General features: G+C 43.0%; 22 protein-coding genes. All 22 read left to right on the top strand.

Annotated features, from left to right (window positions below):
• Window positions 1-235 precede the first annotated feature (235 nt).
• The 22 genes from T3H97_RS23735 (at window position 236) to T3H97_RS23630 (ending at window position 22,680) form a co-directional block, all read left to right on the top strand.
• Window positions 236-2,953, top strand: coding sequence for a stalk domain-containing protein (locus tag T3H97_RS23735; protein ID WP_328801049.1), 2,718 nt, complete (start codon window positions 236-238; stop codon window positions 2,951-2,953).
• Between the two features lie 47 nt (window positions 2,954-3,000).
• Window positions 3,001-4,161, top strand: coding sequence for a sensor histidine kinase (locus T3H97_RS23730; protein ID WP_013312293.1), 1,161 nt, complete (start codon window positions 3,001-3,003; stop codon window positions 4,159-4,161).
• 4 nt (window positions 4,162-4,165) lie between these two features.
• Window positions 4,166-4,888: a response regulator gene (locus tag T3H97_RS23725; RefSeq protein WP_007432713.1), complete on the top strand. Its 723-nt coding sequence runs from the start codon at window positions 4,166-4,168 to the stop codon at window positions 4,886-4,888.
• Between the two features lie 167 nt (window positions 4,889-5,055).
• Window positions 5,056-5,496 carry a hypothetical protein gene (locus T3H97_RS23720; protein WP_328801048.1) on the top strand — a complete coding sequence of 147 codons (441 nt, stop codon included), beginning with the start codon at window positions 5,056-5,058 and terminating at the stop codon, window positions 5,494-5,496.
• A 200-nt stretch (window positions 5,497-5,696) separates the two neighbouring features.
• A complete protein-coding gene (locus T3H97_RS23715) occupies window positions 5,697-7,811 on the top strand; it encodes an ATP-dependent helicase ComFA (RefSeq protein WP_328801047.1) in 2,115 nt (704 codons plus the stop codon).
• 33 nt (window positions 7,812-7,844) lie between these two features.
• Complete coding sequence (locus T3H97_RS23710) at window positions 7,845-8,726, top strand: ComFC family protein (protein ID WP_328801046.1); 882 nt, start codon at window positions 7,845-7,847, stop codon at window positions 8,724-8,726.
• A gap of 382 nt (window positions 8,727-9,108) precedes the next feature.
• Window positions 9,109-9,579, top strand: coding sequence for a LysM peptidoglycan-binding domain-containing protein (locus T3H97_RS23705; RefSeq protein WP_328801045.1), 471 nt, complete (start codon window positions 9,109-9,111; stop codon window positions 9,577-9,579).
• A gap of 747 nt (window positions 9,580-10,326) precedes the next feature.
• Window positions 10,327-10,737: a TIGR03826 family flagellar region protein gene (locus tag T3H97_RS23700; protein WP_044648603.1), complete on the top strand. Its 411-nt coding sequence runs from the start codon at window positions 10,327-10,329 to the stop codon at window positions 10,735-10,737.
• A gap of 196 nt (window positions 10,738-10,933) precedes the next feature.
• Window positions 10,934-11,209 carry a flagellar biosynthesis anti-sigma factor FlgM gene (flgM, locus tag T3H97_RS23695; RefSeq protein WP_013312286.1) on the top strand — a complete coding sequence of 92 codons (276 nt, stop codon included), beginning with the start codon at window positions 10,934-10,936 and terminating at the stop codon, window positions 11,207-11,209.
• A 10-nt stretch (window positions 11,210-11,219) separates the two neighbouring features.
• Window positions 11,220-11,720, top strand: a complete 501-nt coding sequence (locus tag T3H97_RS23690; RefSeq protein WP_076294041.1) for a flagellar protein FlgN — start codon at window positions 11,220-11,222, stop codon at window positions 11,718-11,720.
• Window positions 11,721-11,735: 15 nt separating this feature from the next.
• A complete protein-coding gene (gene flgK, locus T3H97_RS23685; RefSeq protein ID WP_328801044.1) occupies window positions 11,736-13,316 on the top strand; it encodes a flagellar hook-associated protein FlgK in 1,581 nt (526 codons plus the stop codon).
• Window positions 13,317-13,340: 24 nt separating this feature from the next.
• Window positions 13,341-14,249 carry a flagellar hook-associated protein FlgL gene (gene flgL, locus T3H97_RS23680; RefSeq protein WP_328801043.1) on the top strand — a complete coding sequence of 303 codons (909 nt, stop codon included), beginning with the start codon at window positions 13,341-13,343 and terminating at the stop codon, window positions 14,247-14,249.
• A gap of 83 nt (window positions 14,250-14,332) precedes the next feature.
• On the top strand, window positions 14,333-14,779 hold the full coding sequence (locus tag T3H97_RS23675; protein ID WP_328801042.1) for a flagellar assembly protein FliW: 447 nt from the start codon (window positions 14,333-14,335) through the stop codon (window positions 14,777-14,779).
• On the top strand, window positions 14,779-15,012 hold the full coding sequence (gene csrA, locus T3H97_RS23670; protein ID WP_328801041.1) for a carbon storage regulator CsrA: 234 nt from the start codon (window positions 14,779-14,781) through the stop codon (window positions 15,010-15,012). Before T3H97_RS23675 ends, csrA begins: the two co-directional genes overlap by 1 nt.
• Window positions 15,013-15,424: 412 nt before the next feature.
• Window positions 15,425-16,195 carry a flagellin N-terminal helical domain-containing protein gene (locus T3H97_RS23665; protein WP_328801040.1) on the top strand — a complete coding sequence of 257 codons (771 nt, stop codon included), beginning with the start codon at window positions 15,425-15,427 and terminating at the stop codon, window positions 16,193-16,195.
• A gap of 166 nt (window positions 16,196-16,361) precedes the next feature.
• Complete coding sequence (locus T3H97_RS23660; protein ID WP_328801039.1) at window positions 16,362-16,745, top strand: flagellar protein FlaG; 384 nt, start codon at window positions 16,362-16,364, stop codon at window positions 16,743-16,745.
• Window positions 16,746-16,759: 14 nt separating this feature from the next.
• Window positions 16,760-18,229 (top strand): flagellar filament capping protein FliD, encoded by a 1,470-nt coding sequence (gene fliD / locus T3H97_RS23655; RefSeq protein ID WP_328801038.1) that lies wholly within the window; start codon window positions 16,760-16,762, stop codon window positions 18,227-18,229.
• A gap of 14 nt (window positions 18,230-18,243) precedes the next feature.
• Window positions 18,244-18,627, top strand: coding sequence for a flagellar export chaperone FliS (fliS, locus tag T3H97_RS23650; protein WP_328801037.1), 384 nt, complete (start codon window positions 18,244-18,246; stop codon window positions 18,625-18,627).
• Entirely contained in the window at window positions 18,627-18,971 is a 345-nt protein-coding gene (locus tag T3H97_RS23645) for a hypothetical protein (protein ID WP_328801036.1), read from the top strand. The genes fliS and T3H97_RS23645 overlap by 1 nt, the downstream gene beginning before the upstream one ends.
• Window positions 18,972-19,106: 135 nt before the next feature.
• Window positions 19,107-20,915, top strand: a complete 1,809-nt coding sequence (locus T3H97_RS23640; RefSeq protein WP_328801035.1) for a motility associated factor glycosyltransferase family protein — start codon at window positions 19,107-19,109, stop codon at window positions 20,913-20,915.
• A 29-nt stretch (window positions 20,916-20,944) separates the two neighbouring features.
• A complete protein-coding gene (locus T3H97_RS23635; RefSeq protein WP_328801034.1) occupies window positions 20,945-21,964 on the top strand; it encodes a UDP-N-acetylglucosamine 4,6-dehydratase family protein in 1,020 nt (339 codons plus the stop codon).
• Entirely contained in the window at window positions 21,961-22,680 is a 720-nt protein-coding gene (locus tag T3H97_RS23630) for an acylneuraminate cytidylyltransferase family protein (protein WP_328801033.1), read from the top strand. Before T3H97_RS23635 ends, T3H97_RS23630 begins: the two co-directional genes overlap by 4 nt.

The following is a 22,680-nucleotide window of genomic DNA, read 5'->3' as shown; positions in this document are numbered from 1 at the left end:
GGAGTTGTGAACTAATCAGTATTATTTGAACCAATAAGTTCAAATGTATTATAGTGCGCCAATATTGCATTCGTCAATTCATCGTTTTAGATTTTATGAATTAGTTGACGGGATTTTCGTAACTTTTGCCTATATAATAAGTCTATTAACATAAGAGGATTTTTTTGTTTATTGATAGAGTACACGCGCGGAACAAAACCGTTTGAATACATTGAAGATGGGAGCTATTATCCAAATGTTTTTAAGTAATAAGAAACAGAGTGAAGTGAAAGTTAATGGCAGAGGAATCGCTAAAAGATGGGCCGTGTTAACACTGGCAGGGGTATTATGGGTCGGTCCGGTTGCTGGAACTGGGGCTCTAATCCCCTTGAATGGTTGGATGTCTGCTCCAATCGCAAGTGCAGCCTCTGGTTCAACTGTAAAATTGGGCGAAGAGATCATTACTTCGGGTGCAACATTATTGAAATATCGTTTTAAAGGTTCCAAAGGAACAGCGCTGGCTGATATCATTCGAGTGGACTTGCAAAATCCGTACGTTAAGCTGGATGTCATGACGGGGAAGAATGGACAGTTTACGACCCGTCAGAGTACAGGTGGCATGGCAAAAGAGACCGGGGCAGTTGCTGGTGTAAACGGGGATTATTTTAATACCTCCAGCGAGGGAGCGCCGATCGGTGGACAAGTATCCAAGGGTGTGTTGATGTCTACTCCGTCTGATTTAACGGGTATGTATGCCTTTGCTGTAACCAAAGATGGTTCTCCGATGGTGGAGCAGTTTACATTTGAAGGTACAGTAAAAGCTGGAGATGGGTCGTCCTTCTCTTTGGCTGGGATGAACAAGGCTTCGTATTCGCCTGAGACGAGTGGGGGCGGCTATAGCCACTCTAATGCTATGTATATTTATACATCTGCTTGGAAAGCAATTGAGCGGCCCAAAAACAGCTCGACAACGCCTACCGAGATATTGGTACAAAATGGTGTGGTTACACAAGTCTCTGACAATGCTACGTTGAATATGACTGTTCCGCAGGATGGCTATATTTTACGTACTCATGGTAAAGCTGCTGAATATGCCAAAGCGCATCTGACCGTGGGACAGACGGTAGAAACAAGCTATCACCTTCGGGTTAAATCGACAGGGAGTGAAGTAGATCCTTCTAACCTTCAAATGATGATTGGTGGACATACCATATTAGTAAATGACGGTCAGAAAACCTCTTTTTCTCGAAGCACAACAAGCATAGGCGGGACGCGTGCGCGTACAGCTCTGGGATATTCTCGTGACAAGCGTTACGCTTATGTCATTGCTGTTGAGAAGAATGGGAACAGCGTTGGTGTATCCCTGAGCGAGCTGCAAACGCTGATGAAAGATATTGGCGTCTGGAAGGGTATGAACCTTGACGGGGGCGGCTCTACCACCATGGTGACTCGTGATTTGGGAGATACGACAGCGGGGCTTACGTTCAATACAGAATATGGCACAGAGCAACGTAGTATTGTAAATGGAGTGGGGGTATATACCAATGCTCCTAAAGGAACGCTCAAAGGCTTCACCATCAAGGGCAATAAAACGTTGCTGATTGGTCAGACCGGAAGCTATTCCTTCAAAGGTTATGACAACTACTACAATCCATTCGATACCTCGAAAGTACAAGTGACGTGGAAATCCAGCAATCCGGCTGTTGTGTCAGTGAGCGGCGGCGTTGTAAAGGGAGCCAAACCGGGAACTGCTACTTTAACGGCATCTAGTGGCTCAGCCAGCGCTACAACCAAGGTCACGGTGCTTGGAGCAGATGAAATTTCATCACTTACCGCAGGCACTGGAACTGGCTCGCTTACCGCTGGAGCTAAAATCGCTGTACCGGTAACGGCAAAGACAAAAGATGGACAGAGTGTCAGCATTACCTCAGATGCGCTCAAATGGGAGTTCATCGGCTTTAAGGGAAGTGTCAAGGACAATCAGCTTACAGTAAATACAGTGGATGCAGGCGTGAAAACGGGCTATGCCATCGGTCGCTATGATGGTTTCAGCGCTGTCGTCTTCTTGTCTGCTGGCGGAGCAAGTACAAACAACTGGGAGAACTTCGAAAATGTTTCGTATCCGGTTGATTTTACTTCGAATGTGGAAGGTGTTACCGGCACAGCGGCTGTTGTACAAGGAGATGGCGACCATGCCAATTCCAAAGTGCTGGAGCTGAACTACGATATGACGAACGGCAGTGGTAAAATGTATGCTTACGCTCAATTGAACGGCACATCCGGGAAAACGCTTGAACAGGCGGCTACTTCTGTCTCGATTGATGTCAGAGGGGATAAGAGTCTGAACTGGTTGCGTGCGGAGTTAGAGGATGCTCAAGGCAAAACAGCATATATTGATCTTGCTAAAGTGATCGACTGGAACGGCTGGAAAACCATTAACGCAGATATGAGCGGTTTGAATATTTCGTATCCGGCGAAGCTGAAGCGTCTTTATGTGGTCAATGTGGCAGAGGGTCAGGACGAGCGTGCTAAAACAGGCAATGTTGCTTTTGATAATATTTCTTTTAATACACCGGGAACGGTCGGTACAGAAGGACTTAAAAAAGGAACAGCTCAAATGACGATTGGACAAAGATCAATGACGGTGAACGGAACGCCGACCACGATTGATGCCGCTCCGATGACTCGCGATGGTTCAACGTATGTTCCGATCAAGTATGTGCTGGACGCATTTGGCGGACAAGCCAAATGGAATGCGGGCGATCAGCGGATCACCATTATGCGCGGCGGTGTGCTGATGGATTTGATCGTAGGGAAAAAAGAAGTTGTTCTGAACGGGAAACGTCAAAGCACTGATGTTGCACCCATTGTGCTAGGAGGCAGGACTTTAGTCCCATTAAGACTCGTGTCTGAGCAGTTAGGAATGACTGTAAAATGGGAACAAGAAACGAAGACCATCACCCTCCAGTCATGATATGGTATGATATATACTTGAAATGCTAGGATTGGAGTAGAACATTTGTGGACTTTCAAGCCGATATCATAGACCGAGTCATTAAAAATGCCATCCAGGTGATGGAGAACAGCAAATATCAGATGTTCGAAATATTGGACACGGCCCGGACCGAGCTGGTCACGTTAAATCAGGAGCTCCAGAGCGTCTTGAAGGAAACAGCAGAAACGATCGAAAAGGTGGACCAGCTGGAAATGAACTATCGGCGGTCCCGCATTCGGTTGACTGAGGTCAGCCGTGACTTCGTTCGCTATTCGGAAGAGGATATCAAGCAGGCTTATGAGAAGGCAACACAGCTTCAGCTCGATGTGATGATTTTCCGCGAGAAGGAAATGTATCTCAAAGCCAGAAGAGATGATCTTCAAAAGCGGGCCAAAAGTGTCGAGGCTTCTGTCGAGCGCGCCGAAACCATCGGTTCGCAGATGGGGGTCGTGCTGGAATATTTGTCGGGCGAATTGGGACAAGTGACGCGGATCATCGAATCGGCCAAAAATCGGCAGTTTATTGGTCTGAAAATTATTTTGGCTCAGGAAGAGGAGCGCAAACGTATATCTCGTGAAATTCACGATGGACCTGCGCAACTCCTTGCGCATCTAGTGCTTAGGACGGAAATTGTGGAAAGAATGATCGCCAAGCAGGAATTCAAGATGGTTCAGGACGAAATAGTAGACTTGAAGAAACAGGTTCGCTCCAGTCTTGAGGAAATGCGAAAGGTCATTTTCAATTTGCGTCCTATGGCCCTGGATGACCTGGGACTTATTCCGACGCTCCGGAAATATGTGCAGGATTTTGAAGAAAAAACGAAGATTAGATCGCTTTTTGAAACAAGGGGCAAGGAACACCGTCTCTCTTCCGCGATGGAAGCAGCCATTTACCGTCTGATCCAGGAAGCTTTGACCAACGCTGCCAAGCATGCTTATCCTACCTATGTGCTTGTTGAGATTACCTATCAGGCGCAGCTTGTAAAAATCGTGGTGCAGGATAATGGTTTGGGCTTCAAGCCAGAGCTTTTTCAGCAAAAAAGCAAAGATCATGGGCATTTTGGTCTGATTGGTATGCGGGAAAGGGTTGAACTGCTCGAGGGGAGAATGGAGATCGAATCAGCTGAGAATCAAGGCACCAAGATAGTGATTCATATCCCAACCAACGTGGAAAAGGGAAAGGAGTAACAACATGGAAAATCAGGAAATTAGTAATGCACCCATTAAAGTTCTCTTAGCGGACGATCATCAGTTGTTCCGTGAAGGACTTAAACGTATTTTGAATATGGAGGACGACATTGAGGTCATCGGAGAATGTGGCGACGGTATTCAAGTGTTGGAATTCTGTAACGTAGAGAAACCGGATATTGTTCTGATGGACATTAATATGCCAATTGAAAACGGTGTAGAGGCAACCGAAAAACTGCGTGAGATGTTCCCGGATGTCAAAGTTATCATTTTATCCATTCATGATGATGAAAGCTATGTATTCGAGACGTTGCGCAAGGGAGCCAATGGTTATCTGTTAAAAGATATGGAGGCCGAGTCCCTCATTAATGCAATTCGTTCGGTTCATGAAGGATATGCGTTTATCCATCCGAAGGTAACGGGTAAGCTCATTCAGCAGCTTCGCCGGATGACCTACCTGAATGAAACAGGGGCTATGGCTGAAGGTCATACGAAGGAAGCCGGCGTGAAGTTTGTCGCAGGTGAAAATAATCCATTGACCCGTCGTGAAGCTGAAGTGCTGCGTCTAATGGCTGAAGGTAAGAGCAACAAGATGATCGGTGAATATTTATTCATTAGTGAGAAAACGGTCAAAAACCATGTCAGCAGCATTCTGCAAAAAATGGAGGTTGATGACCGTACACAAGCAGTTATTAACTCAATTAAATATGGATGGGTTACGCTGTAAAGTGTTTTTTTCCATGATTAGACGATGCAGCTGCTAATAGATATGAATGCTGTACCGCCTTTCTTTGGGAGCGATATGTCCGCTCATACGGAAACCCAGTACATAACCGTGACACCTCTTCCTGTTATACGGCATATATTGTCGCTATAGGAGGAGGTGGAACCCTCGTGACGGCTCACTTGGTTTGGATATTGCTTATATACGGTGTGGGAGCCGCAGTCGTTCATCTTATGTATATACGACAGGCGGTTCAGGCTTATCACAATGGTGAAGATTCACGTGCAATATCTCCGGGTCATCGCGCGACTCGCTATATTGTGATTACGTCCAATGACGGAGATCGTGTGGAATGGGTGATGCGTTCGCTGAACATACTTGCCTGGCTACACCGGAGGCCGCTACATGTGACGGTACTGGATGATGAATCTATGGACGATACGCTACCGATTCTGACACGTCTAGTACGCTATAGTCATATGGATGTTTCAGTCATTTCAAGTCGTTTTTCACCGGGGAACCCGGTCTTACCGAAGTCAGGCGGTGAAAAGCAGGTTGTTATTGATCTTAGAACGGTCAATTCGTTGGCGGACGCCCCATTTGTACCTTAGCGACAGGGGATTGTGGACATCGTGGTCAAAATCGGATATAAATGTTTATAAACAGTTGCATAGGCAAGACGACAGGGATTTCGTTGAGATCTACTTGATGTGAAGCACACTTCAGGCTATTAGCCATAGGAGTGTGCTTTTTTGCTGTTCTCTGGGGTGACAAGAACCACAAAAATCATGAATGGGAGGAGAAGGGGAAGGTGAAAATTGCAGTATATGCAGTGAGGTATAAAGGGAATTGGACTCTCCGATTATCTGTGGATATTCGAGTAGATATGACATGGTGGATGAATCAAGATGAGGGGCAGGAGAATGTTGTCGAAAGATGGGTGGTATTAGGAGATGAACTTCCCTTGTCATGGGGGACAAAGTTGTGCGAAACATTTAAGGAATTGGAAGATATGGAGCGATGGGGAAAAGGGCAGTGGTGGGCTTATATTCTCGCACAGCTAAAAAGTGAACTGGCTCTTGAGCCTTTTGATAGAGAACGAATTTTATCTGGAGGAGTAGAAAATATATGCATTTGGGATCATGTACAAGGGTGGACTTCCTGCACAAAAGGTGGGGATGAGGGACGGGAAACAGACGGAGTTTTACGTTCTATTCAAAAAAAGAGTCTAATCACGGGAATTGATGGATTGGATAGGGAGTGTTTAACACGACAAGCGAATGAGCTGGCTAATTTGTTGTCAGGACGCCAGTTACTCGTTCCGGAAGTCGAAGCGTTACTGGCAGAGGCAGCGCCAGGTTTGGAGCATACTTGGCGATCCGCTGCACAACTTGCATATCTGCAAGGCCGACTCAGCTTAGCTGCTGGCCTCGCTCCAGCACCACGTACGCGCTGGTCTGCCGCACGTACGCATGAACTTCGCTGCAATCGTTGTGGCAGCGGGGTAGTGCACCGCACGAGCTGCGCATCGTGCGGACGTAAGGCGTGCGCTTACTGCGAGACATGTTTCGCGCTGGGGCGCAGCCGTGAGTGCTCGCTGCTGCTGCGCGGTGCAGCGAAACCCGCCCTGCCACACACAGAAGGCACAGCCCCGGCGACGGAACTCGACCGCTGGGGGCTGAGCCCTGCACAGCGTGCCGCCGCGGAAGCGGCGCTGCGCTTTTTGGCCGCACCGCACGGCGAAGTGCGGGGACGTTTTCGCCCGGAAGGCCGTGGGCTCCGGGCGTTGTTCCGGCACGATAGGGTTGCGCGCCGGGGATCAGATGCTGCCGCTTCGCATGGCAGCAACCTTGCCCGCAGCAGGCAACCTTCGCCGAAACCTGGAGAAGGTGCGAGGCATAACGCTGATCGGCAGGTACCTGATACCACGGTAGAACGTTTTCTGCTCTGGGCTGTAACAGGCGCAGGCAAGACGGAAATGATGTTTCCGCTATTGCAATATGTGTTGGACCACGGAGGAACGGCACTTGTGGCAACACCACGCCGTGATGTGGTACTGGAGTTAGCGCCTCGTTTGGCCATTGCTTTTCCCGATGTGAGCATGGTGACGCTCTACGGGGGAAGCGCAGAACGGTGGCAAAGGGGACAGTTGACCCTGGCTACGACACATCAGCTATTGCGTTATCGTCAAGCCTTTGATTTGGTTGTGATTGATGAGATAGACGCGTTCCCTTATCACAATGATCCTATGCTTGCCTTTGCTGCACGAGCAGTATGTAAGCCGAAGGGAAAGTTTATCTATTTGTCTGCTACACCACCGCAATCCTTGCAGAAAGAGGCTGCACGCGGTCTACTGCCACACGCCAAGGTTCCCGTTCGTTTTCATCGTCATCCCTTACCTGTCCCATTTCGCCTGGGGGCTGCTTCAGTGCAACATTGGCTGCAAAAAGGTCGGCTTCCCCTATCCTTTATTCAACGCCTACGCGTATCTATACAACGTGGGGCACAGGTTTTCCTATTTGTGACACGAATCTCACATATTCAGGGACTTGTGAAGCTGCTGATTAAACAATTACCTGATGTACCTATTGCAGGCACCTCCTCACAGGATGAAGAAAGAACCGCTAAAGTGCGCTTATTTCGAGCTACTGAAATACGTGTTCTGGTTACAACGACTATTTTGGAGCGAGGGGTAACTGTTCCACGGAGTGATGTGTACATATTAGACGCGGACAGCAGTCTTTTTGATGAAGCCTCTCTTGTCCAAATGGCGGGTCGTGCAGGAAGGTCCAAGGATGACCCATGTGGAGGTGTTATTTTTACATCCCCCCAATGGACTCGAGGTCAAAAGAGAGCAATTAGACAGATTAAACGTATGAATGCACTGGCTCGGAAAAGAGGATACCTGAAGGAGGCGAAGCACTAAATGCATTAAATAAAAAAAAGTTTTTTTGGAAATGTGAAACCTGAAACAATGTCAGTACGTAAACTACCAAGAAAGGTGCATTCTGGTATGAGGATGATTCCAACAACCCGTCTATTTTTGAATTGGCTATTCCAACGTCAGTCCCAAACATGTATCGCTTGCGGCACTCTCACAGGGCGTTTTTCTGAATTCCCCGGAATTTGTACTTCTTGTTCGCTTCAAATTCCTTGGGTTTACAATATTCGTTGTGTTTATTGTGGACGTCCGACGTCTTGCCCGGATTGCGTAAGGCTTGACCGATTAGTACGTTACTATGTGTGCAATCGAAGTGCAACCAGCTATACACCGATGATGAGAGAATGGATTGGACAGTTCAAATATCGTGGAAATGAAAAGTATGGTTCCCTGCTGGGTGAGATCATGAATCGAGCCTATCAGGCGATGAGGTATGAGTTTGCAAGTCTTAAACATTCTCGTTTCAAGCGATCTTTGTGGAGTGTGGATGTAGTGACCTGTGTCCCGGTAAGTGAGAAGAGGCTGACAGAGCGAGGCTTCAATCAGGCTCAGATCTTGGCAGAAGAGATTGCTAGGCGGAATAAGCTCCCCTTCCTATCTTTACTTGCTCGTCCACAAGATACAGGCAAACAAAGCTTTAAATCCAAAAAGGAACGCATGAACACCATGAATAATGCGTTTTCTGTCCATCCCAATATGACAAATTTGCTGAAGTCTTTTATTTTAAAAGCTGAATCTCAATGTGTTACGGAGAATAAGCTTTCCGTTACCGTTTTGCTTGTAGATGATATTTATACAACGGGGAGCACATTGCAGGCGTGTGCACGTGCTTTGAGAGAAAAGGCATTAGAGCAAGGAATGCATTTGACTATTTTTTGCCTGACCTTAGCAAGATCATAAGTCTAAATATCTAGTATTTTCCATGAAATTTTGCTTGAAACTATGAAAAAGAGGTTATAACTCTCTAGAAAAAAGGATTAAATGATAGAGCAAAAGTCTTTTAAGCCGTACAATCAGCAGGATTTGACAACGAGCTAGAGAGAGGTATATAATAAAAATATAGAGACAAACAAAAAGTAAGGAAGTGAGGGATGAAAACAGAATATTTCAATTTAGAGGTTGATTTTTTTGGAAAAGAGGAGTACAATTTCTATCTGTTGATAGCTAACATGATTGGTAATAAGTGATTAGCTAATGACTAAAGAGCGGACATTGGGAGTGTCTCGCTCAGTAGTAAAGCAGTTAATTAAAATTTAAAGCTAAAAAGAGGAGAGAAAAAAACATGAAAAACGTAATGAAAAAAGTAGCGGTATCTAGCATGTTGGCAATTAGTTTGGGTGCAGTATCTTTGTTGAGTCCACTTGCAACAGGTCAAGTAATGGCGAAATCCCACTCCGATGACGAAAAGCAACAATTGGAAGACCAAATCATGAGAGAACAACAAGAAGCAGCACAAAAAGCATTTGAAGCAAAAGTTTTTGGGACTGAAACTACTGAAAAAGCAGTAACTACAACACCAGCTCAACCAGCCACTGAGAACAATAATCAAGCAACAACCACAAAACCAGCAACGACTACAACCACAACACCTGCAACAACTGTAAATACAATTACTGTAAATGTTCAAGATGGCGACACACTGGCTTCTATTGCTGAAAAATACGGTGTAACTGTTGAAGAACTGGTTAAAATCAACAACCTGATTAAAGCAGGCCAAGAACTGCAAGTACCGCAAACAAACTCAAATAAATAATTATCATTATAAATGTATAACGACATGTGTTTTTTAAACCAAGCGTTTGACTATAGTATACGGGAAGGCCTCTATTAAAACAATGCTTTTTTGAATAATTATTTGTGAAATAGCTTGTTTTTTTGGGCTGCAAATTTCCACTGATGTATCTAGCTTGATTTCAGATAGGTTATAAGTTGAGATGATGTTAGGTCCATGAGATTTATGAATACCCACACTCCATGTGCGGAGCATTCGTATGGGCGCCGTTCCCCCGGATTTACAGGGCTATCTTGATATCATTCGGGGCACAGGTGAACATGAATTCTTCTGAGGATTGTTTCGCCCGGTTTTTCCCTCATCTTGATAATTAATTTCTGCATTTACTCATATTCATATAGCTATTTTAATTTTATAATGAAGCGCTATTCCCGATAATAACTGGAATGGCGCTTATTTTATTTTCTATCTAAAGTACGGTGTAATGTTTGACGATAAATAGATACATGCACTAGGCTGAGCTATTAGCTTTCATGGGCTTTCTTTATTTTTATGTCATTGCATATTGATGCATATAAATATAGAGAAACTTTTGCTGATGGATCATTCTCTCTTATACTTTTAAATATGATAACTTATAAAATGTGCAATTGTGTAAAATCTGAAAATCTTTTTTTGAAATATTTGCTAGACGAGGCTCTTCATTATAAGTTAATGTAAGGATAAAAGTAATTAAAGATCGGAAATTGGAAAGGGGCGCTACAGAGGATGAATTTGGATAACTGTCCTCGCTGTGGAAAGCTGTTTATTAAGAACGTCAGGGGAATCTGTCAGAACTGTATTAAAGAAATTGAAATTGAATACGAACGCTGTGTCAAACATATACGTGAAAATAAGGGCATTCATATGCATGAGCTTTCAGAGGCTACTGAGGTATCTGTAAAGCAAATCACGACATTTATACGTGAGGGACGTATTTCCATTGCTAATGCGCCCAATATGACGTATCCTTGCGAGGTATGCGGGATACCGATTCGTGAAGGGCATATGTGCGATTCTTGTCGAACACGTCTGACTAAAGACCTGCATCAGGCTGTACGCGAAAGTAGTAATCAGGATCAAAGTAATAATATGGGCTCAGGTACCTACAGCGCGATTGATAAACTTCGTGGAAAGTAGTACAGGGGAATTAAAAACGCATTCAGCTATTCAAAAAGTTTCAAATACCGCCGATAATCTTTATAGAGCTTATCGGTTTTTTTATTTTTAGCAACCATGCACAAAATAAAGAAGTGAGGCATAATACGAACCATGTTCGACGCTATGTCGTCTGATACATTCTGACCATATCAAATAACTAAGGAAGGTGGAAGTTATGAAAATTAACGAGACCAACCGCATCGGAGCTATTAATCCATACCAACGAAATATTGAAACAGGACGTCAAGAGGAGCAAAAGAAATCCCGCCGCAAGGACGAGGTTTCCATTTCTCCGGAAGCGATGGAAATGCTGAACCGCAGCAGTGATGCAGATCGTGTTAAGAAAATTCAGGAGCTTAAGCAGCAAGTAGCTTCTGGTACCTATCGTGTGGATGCCGATAAAATTGCAGAGAAGCTGTTACCTTACTTCAAGCAGTCTTCTGAAAGCTAGGTGAAGGAATATGCCTTTAGAGCGATTGATTGATGTGCTAGAGCAGCTTAGAGAGGCTCACGAGCAGTTGATTGCATTAGGAAATCAAAAAAAAGAAGCACTGATATCAAATAAGGTAGATCAGCTCATTCTAGTCATGAACCAGGAATCGAAGATGTCCAGACACATTGAACAGCTGGATGAGCGACGCCTGCAGGCAGCATATGAATTTTTGCAGGAACGTGGTATTAAGTCTAAGTTGAATCTCAATATTACGGAGTTGTCTCGTCTTGTGTTTGATGTAGAAGATAAGCAGCGCCTCCTGCAAATTCAAAAAAATCTAGCGGATACACTTGTAGAATTGAAAAAATTAAATGAGTTGAATCAACAGCTTATACAACAGGCGCTTTCCTATATTGATTTTTCTATTGAGAGTATGTCATATTATGCGGAATCTGAAGCGGTTTATCAGCGTCCAGCTGACAAAAGCACCTCTACTGTACGAGCGGGACTATTTGATACACGCGCCTAATTGAAGGAGGAAAACATGGTCTCAACATTTCATAGTATAGAAACAGCGAAAAGAAGCTTAAACACACAAACGGCAGCACTTAATACAACCGGACACAATATCTCAAATGCCAATACAGCTGGTTACTCCAGACAAGTGGTTAGTATGAAGGCCTCGGAATCTATGGAAGCCTATGGTTTGAACCGTTCCGTTGTACGAGGTCAAATGGGTACAGGGGTTGAATTCACTGCTATTGAGCGTGTTCGTCAGACGTTTCTGGACGATCAGTATCGTAATGAAAGTTCTTCTCAAGGTGGATGGGACATCCGTTATGACACACTGAACAAGCTCGAGACCATTATGAATGAGCCTTCTGATACAGGTATCCGTAAGGTCATGGATAATTTTTGGGATGCATGGTCCGATCTGAGCCAAGACCCTCAGGATGTCACGAATCGCAAAATTGTAAAAGAGACTACACTTGCTCTGACAGATGCAATGAACCAGGCTAGCAAGCAACTGGATGCACTCAGTTCTGATTTGACTACTAACGTTACATTAAAAACATCTGAGATGAATTCGTTATTGCAGTCTATAGCGGACCTGAATGGTAACATCTACAAGTTAGAACAGCTTGGGGATAATCCAAATGACTTGCGTGATCAGCGGGATTATGCAGTTGATAAGTTGTCCAAGCTTGCGAACGTGCAGGTAACTCAGCTGGATAACGGTTATCAAGTAACCGTGGCAGGACAGATAGCTGTAGCGGGCACAGAGGTAACTGCTATTACGGCGGCTGGTCTTGAGGCTGCATATCAAGGTGGAGCGTTAACTGGTGGTGAAGTGTATGGTATGATTTTATCCAGAGATAAATATGTAGCAGATTACAAAACCCAGATGGACCAGTTAGCTAATACATTGGCGAATGGTAACATTGAAATTACTTTACCCGCAGGTACAGTTCTGCCTGAGGGAACGGTACTGAATTCAGGTGTCAACAACGCAGCAGTGACTTACTCAAATGCGAATAACAACAGAACCTTGACCACGGATTTGAAAGTAACTGTACAAGGAATTAATGGACTTCATCAATTGGGATACACACTCAGTGGTACGACACCACAAAAAGGTGGGGCATTCTTTACTTCCAAAGATGGAGCTGCTATAACAGCGGGTAACATTACGCTGAATAAAGATATTCAAGATGATCCCAATAAAATTGCCAGTTCTTTGCGTGTAGATGGAACGGGAACAGCTAATGAAAAGGTAACTGTAGGTAACAATGCTTTGGCATTGTCTATGGCGAGCCTGAAAAATGTAAAATTTGGTTTTAATACAACTCAAGCGCAAACTACCACTGTAGATGATTTCTTCAGTGCAATTGTTGGGCAATTAGGTGTCCAAACTCAGGAAGCAGAGCGACAATCGCAGAATGCGCAGCTGTTGACTGAGCAAGTGGACTTGAACCGCCAATCCGTCAGCGGGGTGTCACTTGATGAAGAAATGTCAAACATGATCAAGTTCCAACATGCTTACAGTGCAGCTTCCCGGTTCATGACAACTTTTGATCAACTGCTGGAAAAGCTGATTAATGGTACAGGCCGCGTAGGTCTCTAGTATAATGAGAAGGTGGAGTAAGCCATGCCAATTCGAGTGACTTCAGGGATGACTAATATGCAACTGCTCAGTAACCTGAATCGAAACAATAATAATATGGGTAAAATGGAGAATCAGATTTCGACTGGTCGTAAGTTGAATAAGCCTTCAGATGATCCAGTAGGGGTAACTTATGCGCTACGGTACAGAGCCGAGTTGGCTTCTAATGAACAATATAAGACAAACTCAGATGCAGCTGTTAGCTGGTTAGATTTCACTGATACAACCATGCAACAAGCCAGTGATGTAATGAAGCGTCTTAAAGAGCTGACAGTTCAAGCTTCAAGTGAAACCCTTCCTCAATCCGGCTTGGATTCAATTAAACTGGAAGTTGATCAGTTAAAAGAACAAATGATGAATATTGGTAACAGCCAGCTTCGTGGGAAGTATGTTTTTAATGGACAAAATTATGATCAGATGCCGTATCAGCTATCTGCTACGGTAACAAGTTATGATCAGATTAATCCGGATCAAGCCGCGGTCAGCTATGCAGTTGGAGACCAAGATGCATTTCGGGTAAACACGTCTGGTAGCGATTTTTTTGGGAAATCGACAGATGCAGATAATGTTTTTAAAGTCATGGATGCTATATCTTCTGCACTAAGTAGTGGAAATAGTACAGCAATATCGAGTCAACTTTCAAGTATTGAATCCCGCTTTACTAAAATGCAGACCAGTTTGTCTGAAGTGGGCGCACGTACGAATCGGGTTGAACTGATACAATCCCGTTTGGAAGAGCGAAATTTGAATTTGACGACACTTCAAGCTAAAACGGAAGATGCGGATGTTGCTAGTCTGATGATTCAAGCTACATCTGCCCAAACCATTTATGAAGCCGCCCTGAAATCATCAGCTAAAATCATGCAGCCATCCCTGATGGACTTTATGAGCTGATTTTTATCTTTGACATTTATAATTTGAAGCTATGGACGAGTGGTCCGTAGCTTTTTTGTTACTATATATAGGAGGAGTTACTTATGACCCCAGAACAGAGATTAGATGAAGAGAACCGAGATGAAAATACTAGTCTTTATGTGTTTCCGAAAGGAATACCAGGATTTGAACAACTTCGGGAATTTCAGCTACAGGAACACAATGAATTATTTAGTCTTTTCAGTGCAGTAGAGCAGCCAGCTACTATTTTTATCACCGTAAATCCATTTGATTTCTTTAAAGATTATGAATTTGAGTTATCTGATGATGCTTTAGAGGATATTGGCATTACAAGTCAGGAACAGATATCAGTACGATGTATTTGTACATGGAACAGTGATCAATCCAAAACAACAGTTAATTTGCTTGCGCCTTTAATTTTTAACATTGAACAGCGGACTGGAAAACAAATTGTTTTGCAAAATACGAACTATACAATTAAGCATCCCTTGTGGAATGAATTAGAGTCCAGCAAAGGCGGTGAGTCCTAATGCTGGTATTAACACGTAAAAAGGGTGAATCGATTGTAATTCAGAATGATATCGTTATTACAGTTCTTTCTGTTGAAGGAGATACTGTGAAAATTGGAATTTCTGCTCCTAAGGATATTGATATTTACCGAAAAGAAGTCTTTGATGCTATTCAGCAAAATAATCAATTTGCAGTTATGGATTCCAATGCCATTCAAAGTGCTATGTTGGAGATGGGGAAGCGAAAGTCCTGATTAAACAATAATAGTAGTGCACATTCATTGATAAAGGCCGACACGAGTAAAGTGTCGGCCTTGTTTGACTAAATTTTAATGCTTATTTATCTGGGACTTTAATTGATATAATTATCTATTTCGCGTTTATTGTAATACCGAAAATTTCCACCTGGGTAGTTGTTTGTTGACTTAAGTGTGGACAGGTCGGATTTGGGTAAGGCCATCATATAAAATGGTGTTTTAAAATCGAAATAACCGAGTCGTAAACTCCTAAGAAAATATTTCAAAAAAAAGCTGGAATGCTATAAACAATTCTAGTCTTAGGGTCGATATATATTTTAGAGCGGTAATTCTTCAGGGCGGCCGACCTGTGAAGACGCTTATACCACAAGGATGTGGGAATCAAACCATTTCAGGGAGGAAATTTAAAATGATTATCAATCACAACTTACCGGCAGTAAATACACACCGTAACATGACCTTGAACAACACAGCAGCAAGCAAGAATATGGAAAAATTGTCTTCGGGTTTGCGCATCAACCGTGCAGCTGACGATGCTGCTGGTCTCTCCATTTCCGAAAAAATGCGCGGTCAAATCCGTGGTCTGGAACAAGCACAACGTAACGTTCAAGACGGTATCTCTTTCGCGCAAACAGCTGAAGGTGCTATGAACGAAGTCTCCTCCATGCTGACTCGTATGAAAGAACTGACTGTTCAAAGATCCAACGATACTTACAGTGCTGGTGATAAATCCAACATTAATGCTGAACTTGGTCAATTGGGTAGTCAAATCGACGCAATCCTGTCCACCACTAAATTCAATGGTATTGCAATTTCCGGTGGTACAGTGAGTATCCAAGCTGATGATAGCACATTTAAAATCACAATCAAAGGTATCAGCTCTACTGGTTTCAAAGGACTCAAATCCAATGTTACACTTGATAGTGCAACTAAAGCAATTGAAGCAGTAGCTAAACAACGTGCTAATTTGGGTGCTGTTCAAAACCGTATGGAATACACTTCTAACAACTTGGGCACAACTGTAGAAAACCTGACAGCTTCCGAATCCCGTATTCGTGATACTGACATGGCAAAAGAAATGGTTGCTCTGTCCAAAAACAACATCTTGCTGCAAGCTTCGCAATCCATGTTGTCACAAGCTAACTCCGCGCCACAAGGCGTACTGTCATTGCTTCGTTAATTTTAAACGACAGCAGTTAAAAAAAGATCCTGCTTCTGGCAGGATCTTTTTTTTGTTTTTATTTTAGTTTTCTCATAAATAATTACACTCATCTGCCGATATATAGTGTATTAGCATTTCTAGTACAGAACGGATTTATTGTGTCTAAAAAAATGGAGGTTATTCTATGGACTCGATGATACCCCCCAGCACTGGGAATATGTTGCCAATTCAGCCATCAGTTGGAGTAAAACGAGAAGCTCCTTCAGATGCCGAAACCAATTATTCTGCTGCACAAGATGCTGTTCATACAACCAATAGAGGTAGTACTGCGCAGAAACAGCAGACACATGAGGAAGCAGTTTTGGAGCTACAGAAAGCAATTGATGCTATTCAAGGCCCACAGAAGACGTTTGAGATATCTGTACATGAAAAGACACATGCAATCATGATAAAAGTGATGAACAAGGAAACGGGCGATCTGATCCGTGAGGTGCCTCCCGAGAAAATTCTGGATATAGCGGCTAGAATGATGGAAATTGCAGGAATCATTATCGATAAAAAAGTATAGGGGGATATACAATTATGGTAACTAGAATAAGTGGCCTAGCCTCAGGTATGGATATTGATTCAATGGTCAAAAAGCTGATGACAGCTGAGCGTGTACCGCTCGACAAAATGAATCAACAGAAACAATTGATGGAATGGAAAAGGGAAAATTATCGCGAGAGCAGCACTAAGATAGTTTCCTTTCAAGATAAAATGACTACATTAAGCCGCACCGCTGCAATAAATCCGCAGAAAGTAACAGTAACCGGTAACAGTGATGCACTATCTGCAACGGCTTCTTCGTTGGCTAGTGGAGTGCTGGATATTTCGGTGACGAGCTTGGCCACTGCGGCAAGATCGGTCTCGAACAGTACATGGACCGAAAAGGCCAGTAGTGGATTGGCATTCGCAGATGGGGCCGCCCGCACGGTCCAGGTTGGTAGTTCTACCATTAATGTGGATGAGAATGAAACCATTGAATCGTTTGTCAAAAAGATCAACGATAACAGTAAGACAGGGGTGACAGCTCTATATGATGCTAAATCCGGTTTGTCATTAACGAGCAAAACTACTGGCTCGCAAACATTCAATATTGATTCTCAAATTAGTAGTGAATTTAAACTATCTTCAACGAACGGAACTGATGCTGTATTAAAGGTAAATGGTCTAGACGTAACAAAGTCTTCCAATAACTTTACAATAAATGGCGTTGATATTACACTTAAGACAGCAGGCGGTGCTGCAACACGAATAGAAGCTACCAAGGATACGGATAAGATCGTCGAAAATATTCAAAGCTTTGTCGATGCGTATAATGATGTTCTTGCTACACTCAATAGCAAGATTAGTGAGCAGAGATATAAAAAATACGCTCCGCTTACAACGGAACAAAAAGCGGATATGAGTGATGATGAAGTCAAGCTCTGGACAACGAAGGCCAAGAGCGGCATGCTTAGAAACGATCCTATCCTGCAGGATACCTTGTCTGAAATGCGTAATGCTATGATCCAAGGTGTAGATATCGGCAGAATTGACGCGGATGGTAAGAATAAGCCCTTAATGATGTCTGAGCTAGGTATCACTACGGGGACGTATGATACCAAAGGCAAGCTTATTCTAGATGCAGACAAATTGCGTGCAGCGGTAGAAAAAGATCCAGATGTTATCTCGAATTTTTTTGGGAAACAGGATCCAAGCACGGCGCTAACTAATAAATATACACAGCAAGACGGTATTCTTGCTAAATTAAAGAAAATTTCGAATACCTCACTTCAAAGAATGGCAGATACTGCAGGTACATCCAAGGTTAGCTCTGATCTAACCGCTGCATTTCTTTCTACAAGCTCAATGGGAGAGCAATTATCGAGCCTGGACCGTCGGATCAGCGATATGACAAGCCGTTTAACGATGATTGAAACCAACTATTATAAAAAATTTACCGCGATGGAGACATCCATTAATAAATACAATAGCACATCTTCCAGTCTTACAAGTATGATGTCATAAAGGAGGTTTTATAATTGATCAATACACCCTATCAGAAATACCGGCAGACTCAAGCGCAAACTGCATCCAAGCCTAAATTGCTGATTATGCTTTACGATGGGGCTATTCGTTTCGTTCGTGCGGGGATTGAGGGGATAGAGAATAAGGATAACGAGAAAGCAAATAATAATTTGTGTAAAGCCCAAGCGATTGTACACGAGTTGATATCTGCGTTGAATTTTGAATATCCAATATCCCATGACTTATTGCGAGTGTATGAATATATGCTGCATGAGCTGATCGAGGCGAATGTTCACAAAATAGCCGCTCCGGCACAAGAGGTGCTGGAACATTTGACTGATTTACGAGAAACTTGGTTGGAAGCAATGAAAATGCCTGGTGTAGTTGGTAGTGTGTGATGACAGCTGATAATATGCAAGCTCTCCTTGATGAATTGCAACATATGACAGAAGCAGTGTTGTCTAACCTTCTGAATTTAGGTGAAGAGGAATTCGAACAGTTTGCCGATCAAAGGCAACGCATTGTAGAAAAGATGCAGCCCTATCAACCATTGTTAACGGAAAATGATAAACAAAAAATTCGTGACATACTAAGTCACGATTTTGTAATTTTGCAGCGTATGCATGTACTAAAGGATGAAGCAGGCCACTGGATGGAGAAACGTGGAGCCATTCGTATACAGCAGCATGCATACCAGCAAGCTTATTCCGTAGACAGTTTGTTTATTGATCATCGAAAATAAAAGATACTTGATGGAACGTCAGTAATCCCCCCATTCGATTTAGAATGGGGGGATTTTTTGTGAAAAGGTTCATTCCATTAAGAGTAAATCCGATATACTAATTAACAAATATTAATGCGAAACGGTGGTATTATCTTGTCTCATCTACAATTAAACTATACAATTTTAGAGCAAAGATTCCCTCATGTTGCAGCCACAGTAGATAATTCACCGAATGATGAATTATCTGAAATTTTGTTTACAGAGCCCTTCGAAAGGGATACAGCTTGGCTTAATGCTGCCAAAGGGGTTATTGGAAACGGAAAGATTATTTTTGTATACGGATTTGAAAGGGGACTCAGCATTGCGGATCTTCTCGAATTATATCCCGACCACTGGCTCTTTGTGTATGAGCCAAATGAGCAGCTTTTTCGAAAAGCAGTGACAGAGTATGACCTCAGTCTTTTGTTGGAACATCCCAACTTGTACTGGCTATCGGTTGGGGAATCTCAGCTCAGAATAATGTTTCATATGTTGAGCAGTTATATGATGAAAGACTTGGTGTTTATCGCACTGCGTAAGTATTTATCAGATGATATGAATATGTTACGTGAAGTGAAAGAACAATTCCAAGATTACCGTCAGACTTTTTTGTTAGATAAATATACAGAGAATCGCTTTCGAGAAGAATGGACTCGCAATTTTCTATATCACCTATCTGATGTGTTATACACTCCTTCCATTGAGCAACTTTTTTATGCTTTTGAGGGTGCAACGGTAGTTGTTGTATCATCAGGACCATCGTTACAGGAAGATATCGAATGGTTGAAAAAATTACGTCCTCATGTACTGATTATTTCAGCAGGCTCCAGCATTCAGGCTTTAGTAAAGCATGGAATACAGCCTCACCTTGCTGTCATTATGGATGGTCATGCAGTCAATAAGAAGATCTTTGCTTCATCTGTAACGAGGGAACAGCCTTTATTGTTTACCTCTTCATCTTATTATGAGATTTCGGATCAGAATTGCGCAGAAAAAATTCATAGTATTATGAAAAGTGACGCTGTATCCCAGTATTTCTTTGGACTCAATCAAGAGGAACTCTTTGTATTCCCTACAGAGACAGTTGCAGGAACGGCTATTCAAGCAGCAGCCTGTCTGGGGGCCAAACGGATCATACTTGCAGGCCAGGATTTGTCGTTCCCTGATAACAAATTTTACACAGATGGGATTGAACACTTTACAGCCGAAACTACGGATAAGAGAGTGCAGGAAGCACCTGAAAAGGTGTTGAATGTAAAGGGAACATACAACACTACGGATGAGAGTTTCTCCCGTATGAAGGATGGACTCGAAAACCTCATTGCGGCCCTTCCGAAAATTGATTTCGTCAATTCAAGTCGCAATGGTGCAGTGATTGAGGGTGCTCCTTTCAAGCCCATGGAAGAGATCTTTGAATGGTTGGCTCCAGAAACTGTTGCCCCTGATGCAATTGCTGATTTGATAAATGAAAAAAATATTGCTGTTGATATGAATAAGGTGCAGGATGTCAGAGATAAGCTGATAGCGACACGTGAAGATCTTTCCAATATACGCTCTGAGATTGCAGCCATTCACAAGCTTATGAATAAATTACGCGAGTTTAGCCGAACTAAACCGGCAAAGGCCCAAAATATGGTGGAATCCATAGAGCAGATGTGGGGGTTAATTGCCAACAGGGAATGGTTCTCACCTATATTTGAGTCCATTATGCCTATCGAAATTGCGCGTTTTGATCAGGTGCTCCCTGTGATTGTTACAGAACATCAGTTGACTCGTAAGTCTGATCTAATCTATGAACATCTAGGTAAGCTGTTACAGGATATCGCAGCACAAATCCCAATACTTGAAGAAATGTTTTCAGAATCGATTCGCCGTTTAGATAAAAAAACAGATAGCGATGCAGTGATCCATAAAGATATATAAATTAATCGTTTTACACTCCGGAGGTCATTATGTTTACCAACAAGATTGTACTGGTTACGGGCGGCACAGGCTCAATTGGCAGTGAAATTGTACGCAATATCTTATCGTATAACCCTAAAGCTTTACGGATTTTTAGCAGGGATGAGAGCAAGCAGTTTGATCTGCAGCAAGAATTAAAAGAATTTACGAATATCCGTTATCTGATCGGTGATATCAGGGACAAGCAAAGACTGAGCTACGCCATGGAGGATGTGGATTATATCTTTCATGCTGCTGCTCTCAAACATGTGCCTGCATGCGAGTACAACCCTATGGAAGCAGTGAAAACGAATGTTATTGGCGTACAAAATCTGATAGAGACGGCTATTGAGCATAATGTAGAAAAAGTAGTAGCCATCAGCACAGATAAAGTGGTAAACCCAACGAATACGATGGGGGCTACGAAGCTGCTATCAGAACGTTTAATTTCTGCCGCCAACTTGTATAAAGGGAGCAAACGTACCATCTTTTCTTGTGTCCGCTTTGGAAATGTTATGGGATCCAGGGGCTCTGTTATTCCTTTATTCCGTGACCAGATTGCTAAAGGGGTACCGGTGACGGTCACACATGCAGAGATGACTCGGTTTATGATGTCTATTCCTCAAGCCGCTCAATTGGTCATAGATGCGGCGCACTATTCGCAAGGCGGAGAAGTATTTGTACTAAAAATGCCGATTCTCAAAATTACGGATTTGGCCCAATGCTTGGTTGATTCGTATGAAGAGGCAGTCGGTAAACCCTATCGTGGAGAAATCATTGAGACCGGAATACGGCCGGGTGAGAAGCTATATGAGGAACTCATGACGCTTGAGGAATCGGAAAGAGCATTGGAGAATGGACAGATGTATATCATTCCTTCGTTATTTCATACCGCAGAGCAGGATTATGAAGGTTTTAAAAAGGCTATTCGTCAAGAATATTCTTCGATGACTGCACCACAGATTTTCCCGAAAGCCATTCGGGAGCTTATTGAACAGAACGGATTGGGCTTCACAAAGGGTGTTGTATGATGAGCAATCACAAATGTTTGGCGATTATTCCTGCACGGGGTGGATCAAAAGGTTTACCTGGTAAAAACGTAAGATTGTTACATGATAAGCCGCTCATTCAATATAGCATTGAAGCCGCGCTAAACAGTGGTTGTGTAGACGAAGTTATAGTTTCAACGGATAGTAAAGAGATTGCTCGTGTGTCAGGCCAAGCCGGAGCGGCTGTTCCGTTTATAAGGCCCGATGAACTGGCTACCGATGAGGCCAAAAGCATTGATGTATTGAAGCATGCAGTTGAATTTTATGAGCAGACACAAAATCAATTTTTTGATGTTATTATGCTGCTGCAGCCCACATCTCCACTGCGAAATGCTATGGACATCAAAGAGGCATATAAAATATTTTTAGGTCATCAGGCTGATTCACTTCAAAGTGTCACTTTGTCTGGAGTGCAACCCTATTTACTAAGGGAAATGGATAACGGGCGGCTAACGCCCTACCTGAAAGGTGAAAGGAAGCATTTGAGGAGACAAGATCTGAAAGAACTACATGCTCTAAATGGAGCCATCTATATCGTAAAAAGAGATCTGTTAATGAATAGTGACACTCTGGTTGGTCCTAATAATTGTGGCTACATTATGCCTAAAGAACGATCTATTGACATAGATGACGAGTTTGATTTAAAAATGGCAGAGTTTTTTTGGAGAGAATCCAATCACAAGGAATCCTTGCAGTAG

The organism is Paenibacillus sp. LX16, assembly GCF_036252815.1.
Classification (GTDB): Bacteria; Bacillota; Bacilli; order Paenibacillales; family Paenibacillaceae; genus Paenibacillus; species Paenibacillus polymyxa_B.
This window is presented reverse-complemented; position numbering and strand designations above follow the sequence as displayed.

Bases quoted from the DNA above. Each gene is read 5' to 3' on its own strand.
- T3H97_RS23735 (WP_328801049.1), top strand. From the start codon at position 236: ATGTTTTTAAGTAATAAGAAACAGAGTGAAGTGAAAGTTAATGGCAGA.
- T3H97_RS23725 (WP_007432713.1), top strand. From the start codon at position 4,166: ATGGAAAATCAGGAAATTAGTAATGCACCCATTAAAGTTCTCTTAGCG.
- T3H97_RS23705 (WP_328801045.1), top strand. From the start codon at position 9,109: ATGAAAAACGTAATGAAAAAAGTAGCGGTATCTAGCATGTTGGCAATT.
- T3H97_RS23700 (WP_044648603.1), top strand. From the start codon at position 10,327: ATGAATTTGGATAACTGTCCTCGCTGTGGAAAGCTGTTTATTAAGAAC.
- flgM (WP_013312286.1), top strand. From the start codon at position 10,934: ATGAAAATTAACGAGACCAACCGCATCGGAGCTATTAATCCATACCAA.
- T3H97_RS23690 (WP_076294041.1), top strand. From the start codon at position 11,220: ATGCCTTTAGAGCGATTGATTGATGTGCTAGAGCAGCTTAGAGAGGCT.
- flgK (WP_328801044.1), top strand. From the start codon at position 11,736: ATGGTCTCAACATTTCATAGTATAGAAACAGCGAAAAGAAGCTTAAAC.
- flgL (WP_328801043.1), top strand. From the start codon at position 13,341: ATGCCAATTCGAGTGACTTCAGGGATGACTAATATGCAACTGCTCAGT.
- T3H97_RS23675 (WP_328801042.1), top strand. From the start codon at position 14,333: ATGACCCCAGAACAGAGATTAGATGAAGAGAACCGAGATGAAAATACT.
- csrA (WP_328801041.1), top strand. From the start codon at position 14,779: ATGCTGGTATTAACACGTAAAAAGGGTGAATCGATTGTAATTCAGAAT.
- T3H97_RS23665 (WP_328801040.1), top strand. From the start codon at position 15,425: ATGATTATCAATCACAACTTACCGGCAGTAAATACACACCGTAACATG.
- T3H97_RS23660 (WP_328801039.1), top strand. From the start codon at position 16,362: ATGGACTCGATGATACCCCCCAGCACTGGGAATATGTTGCCAATTCAG.
- fliD (WP_328801038.1), top strand. From the start codon at position 16,760: ATGGTAACTAGAATAAGTGGCCTAGCCTCAGGTATGGATATTGATTCA.
- T3H97_RS23645 (WP_328801036.1), top strand. From the start codon at position 18,627: ATGACAGCTGATAATATGCAAGCTCTCCTTGATGAATTGCAACATATG.
- T3H97_RS23635 (WP_328801034.1), top strand. From the start codon at position 20,945: ATGTTTACCAACAAGATTGTACTGGTTACGGGCGGCACAGGCTCAATT.
- T3H97_RS23630 (WP_328801033.1), top strand. From the start codon at position 21,961: ATGATGAGCAATCACAAATGTTTGGCGATTATTCCTGCACGGGGTGGA.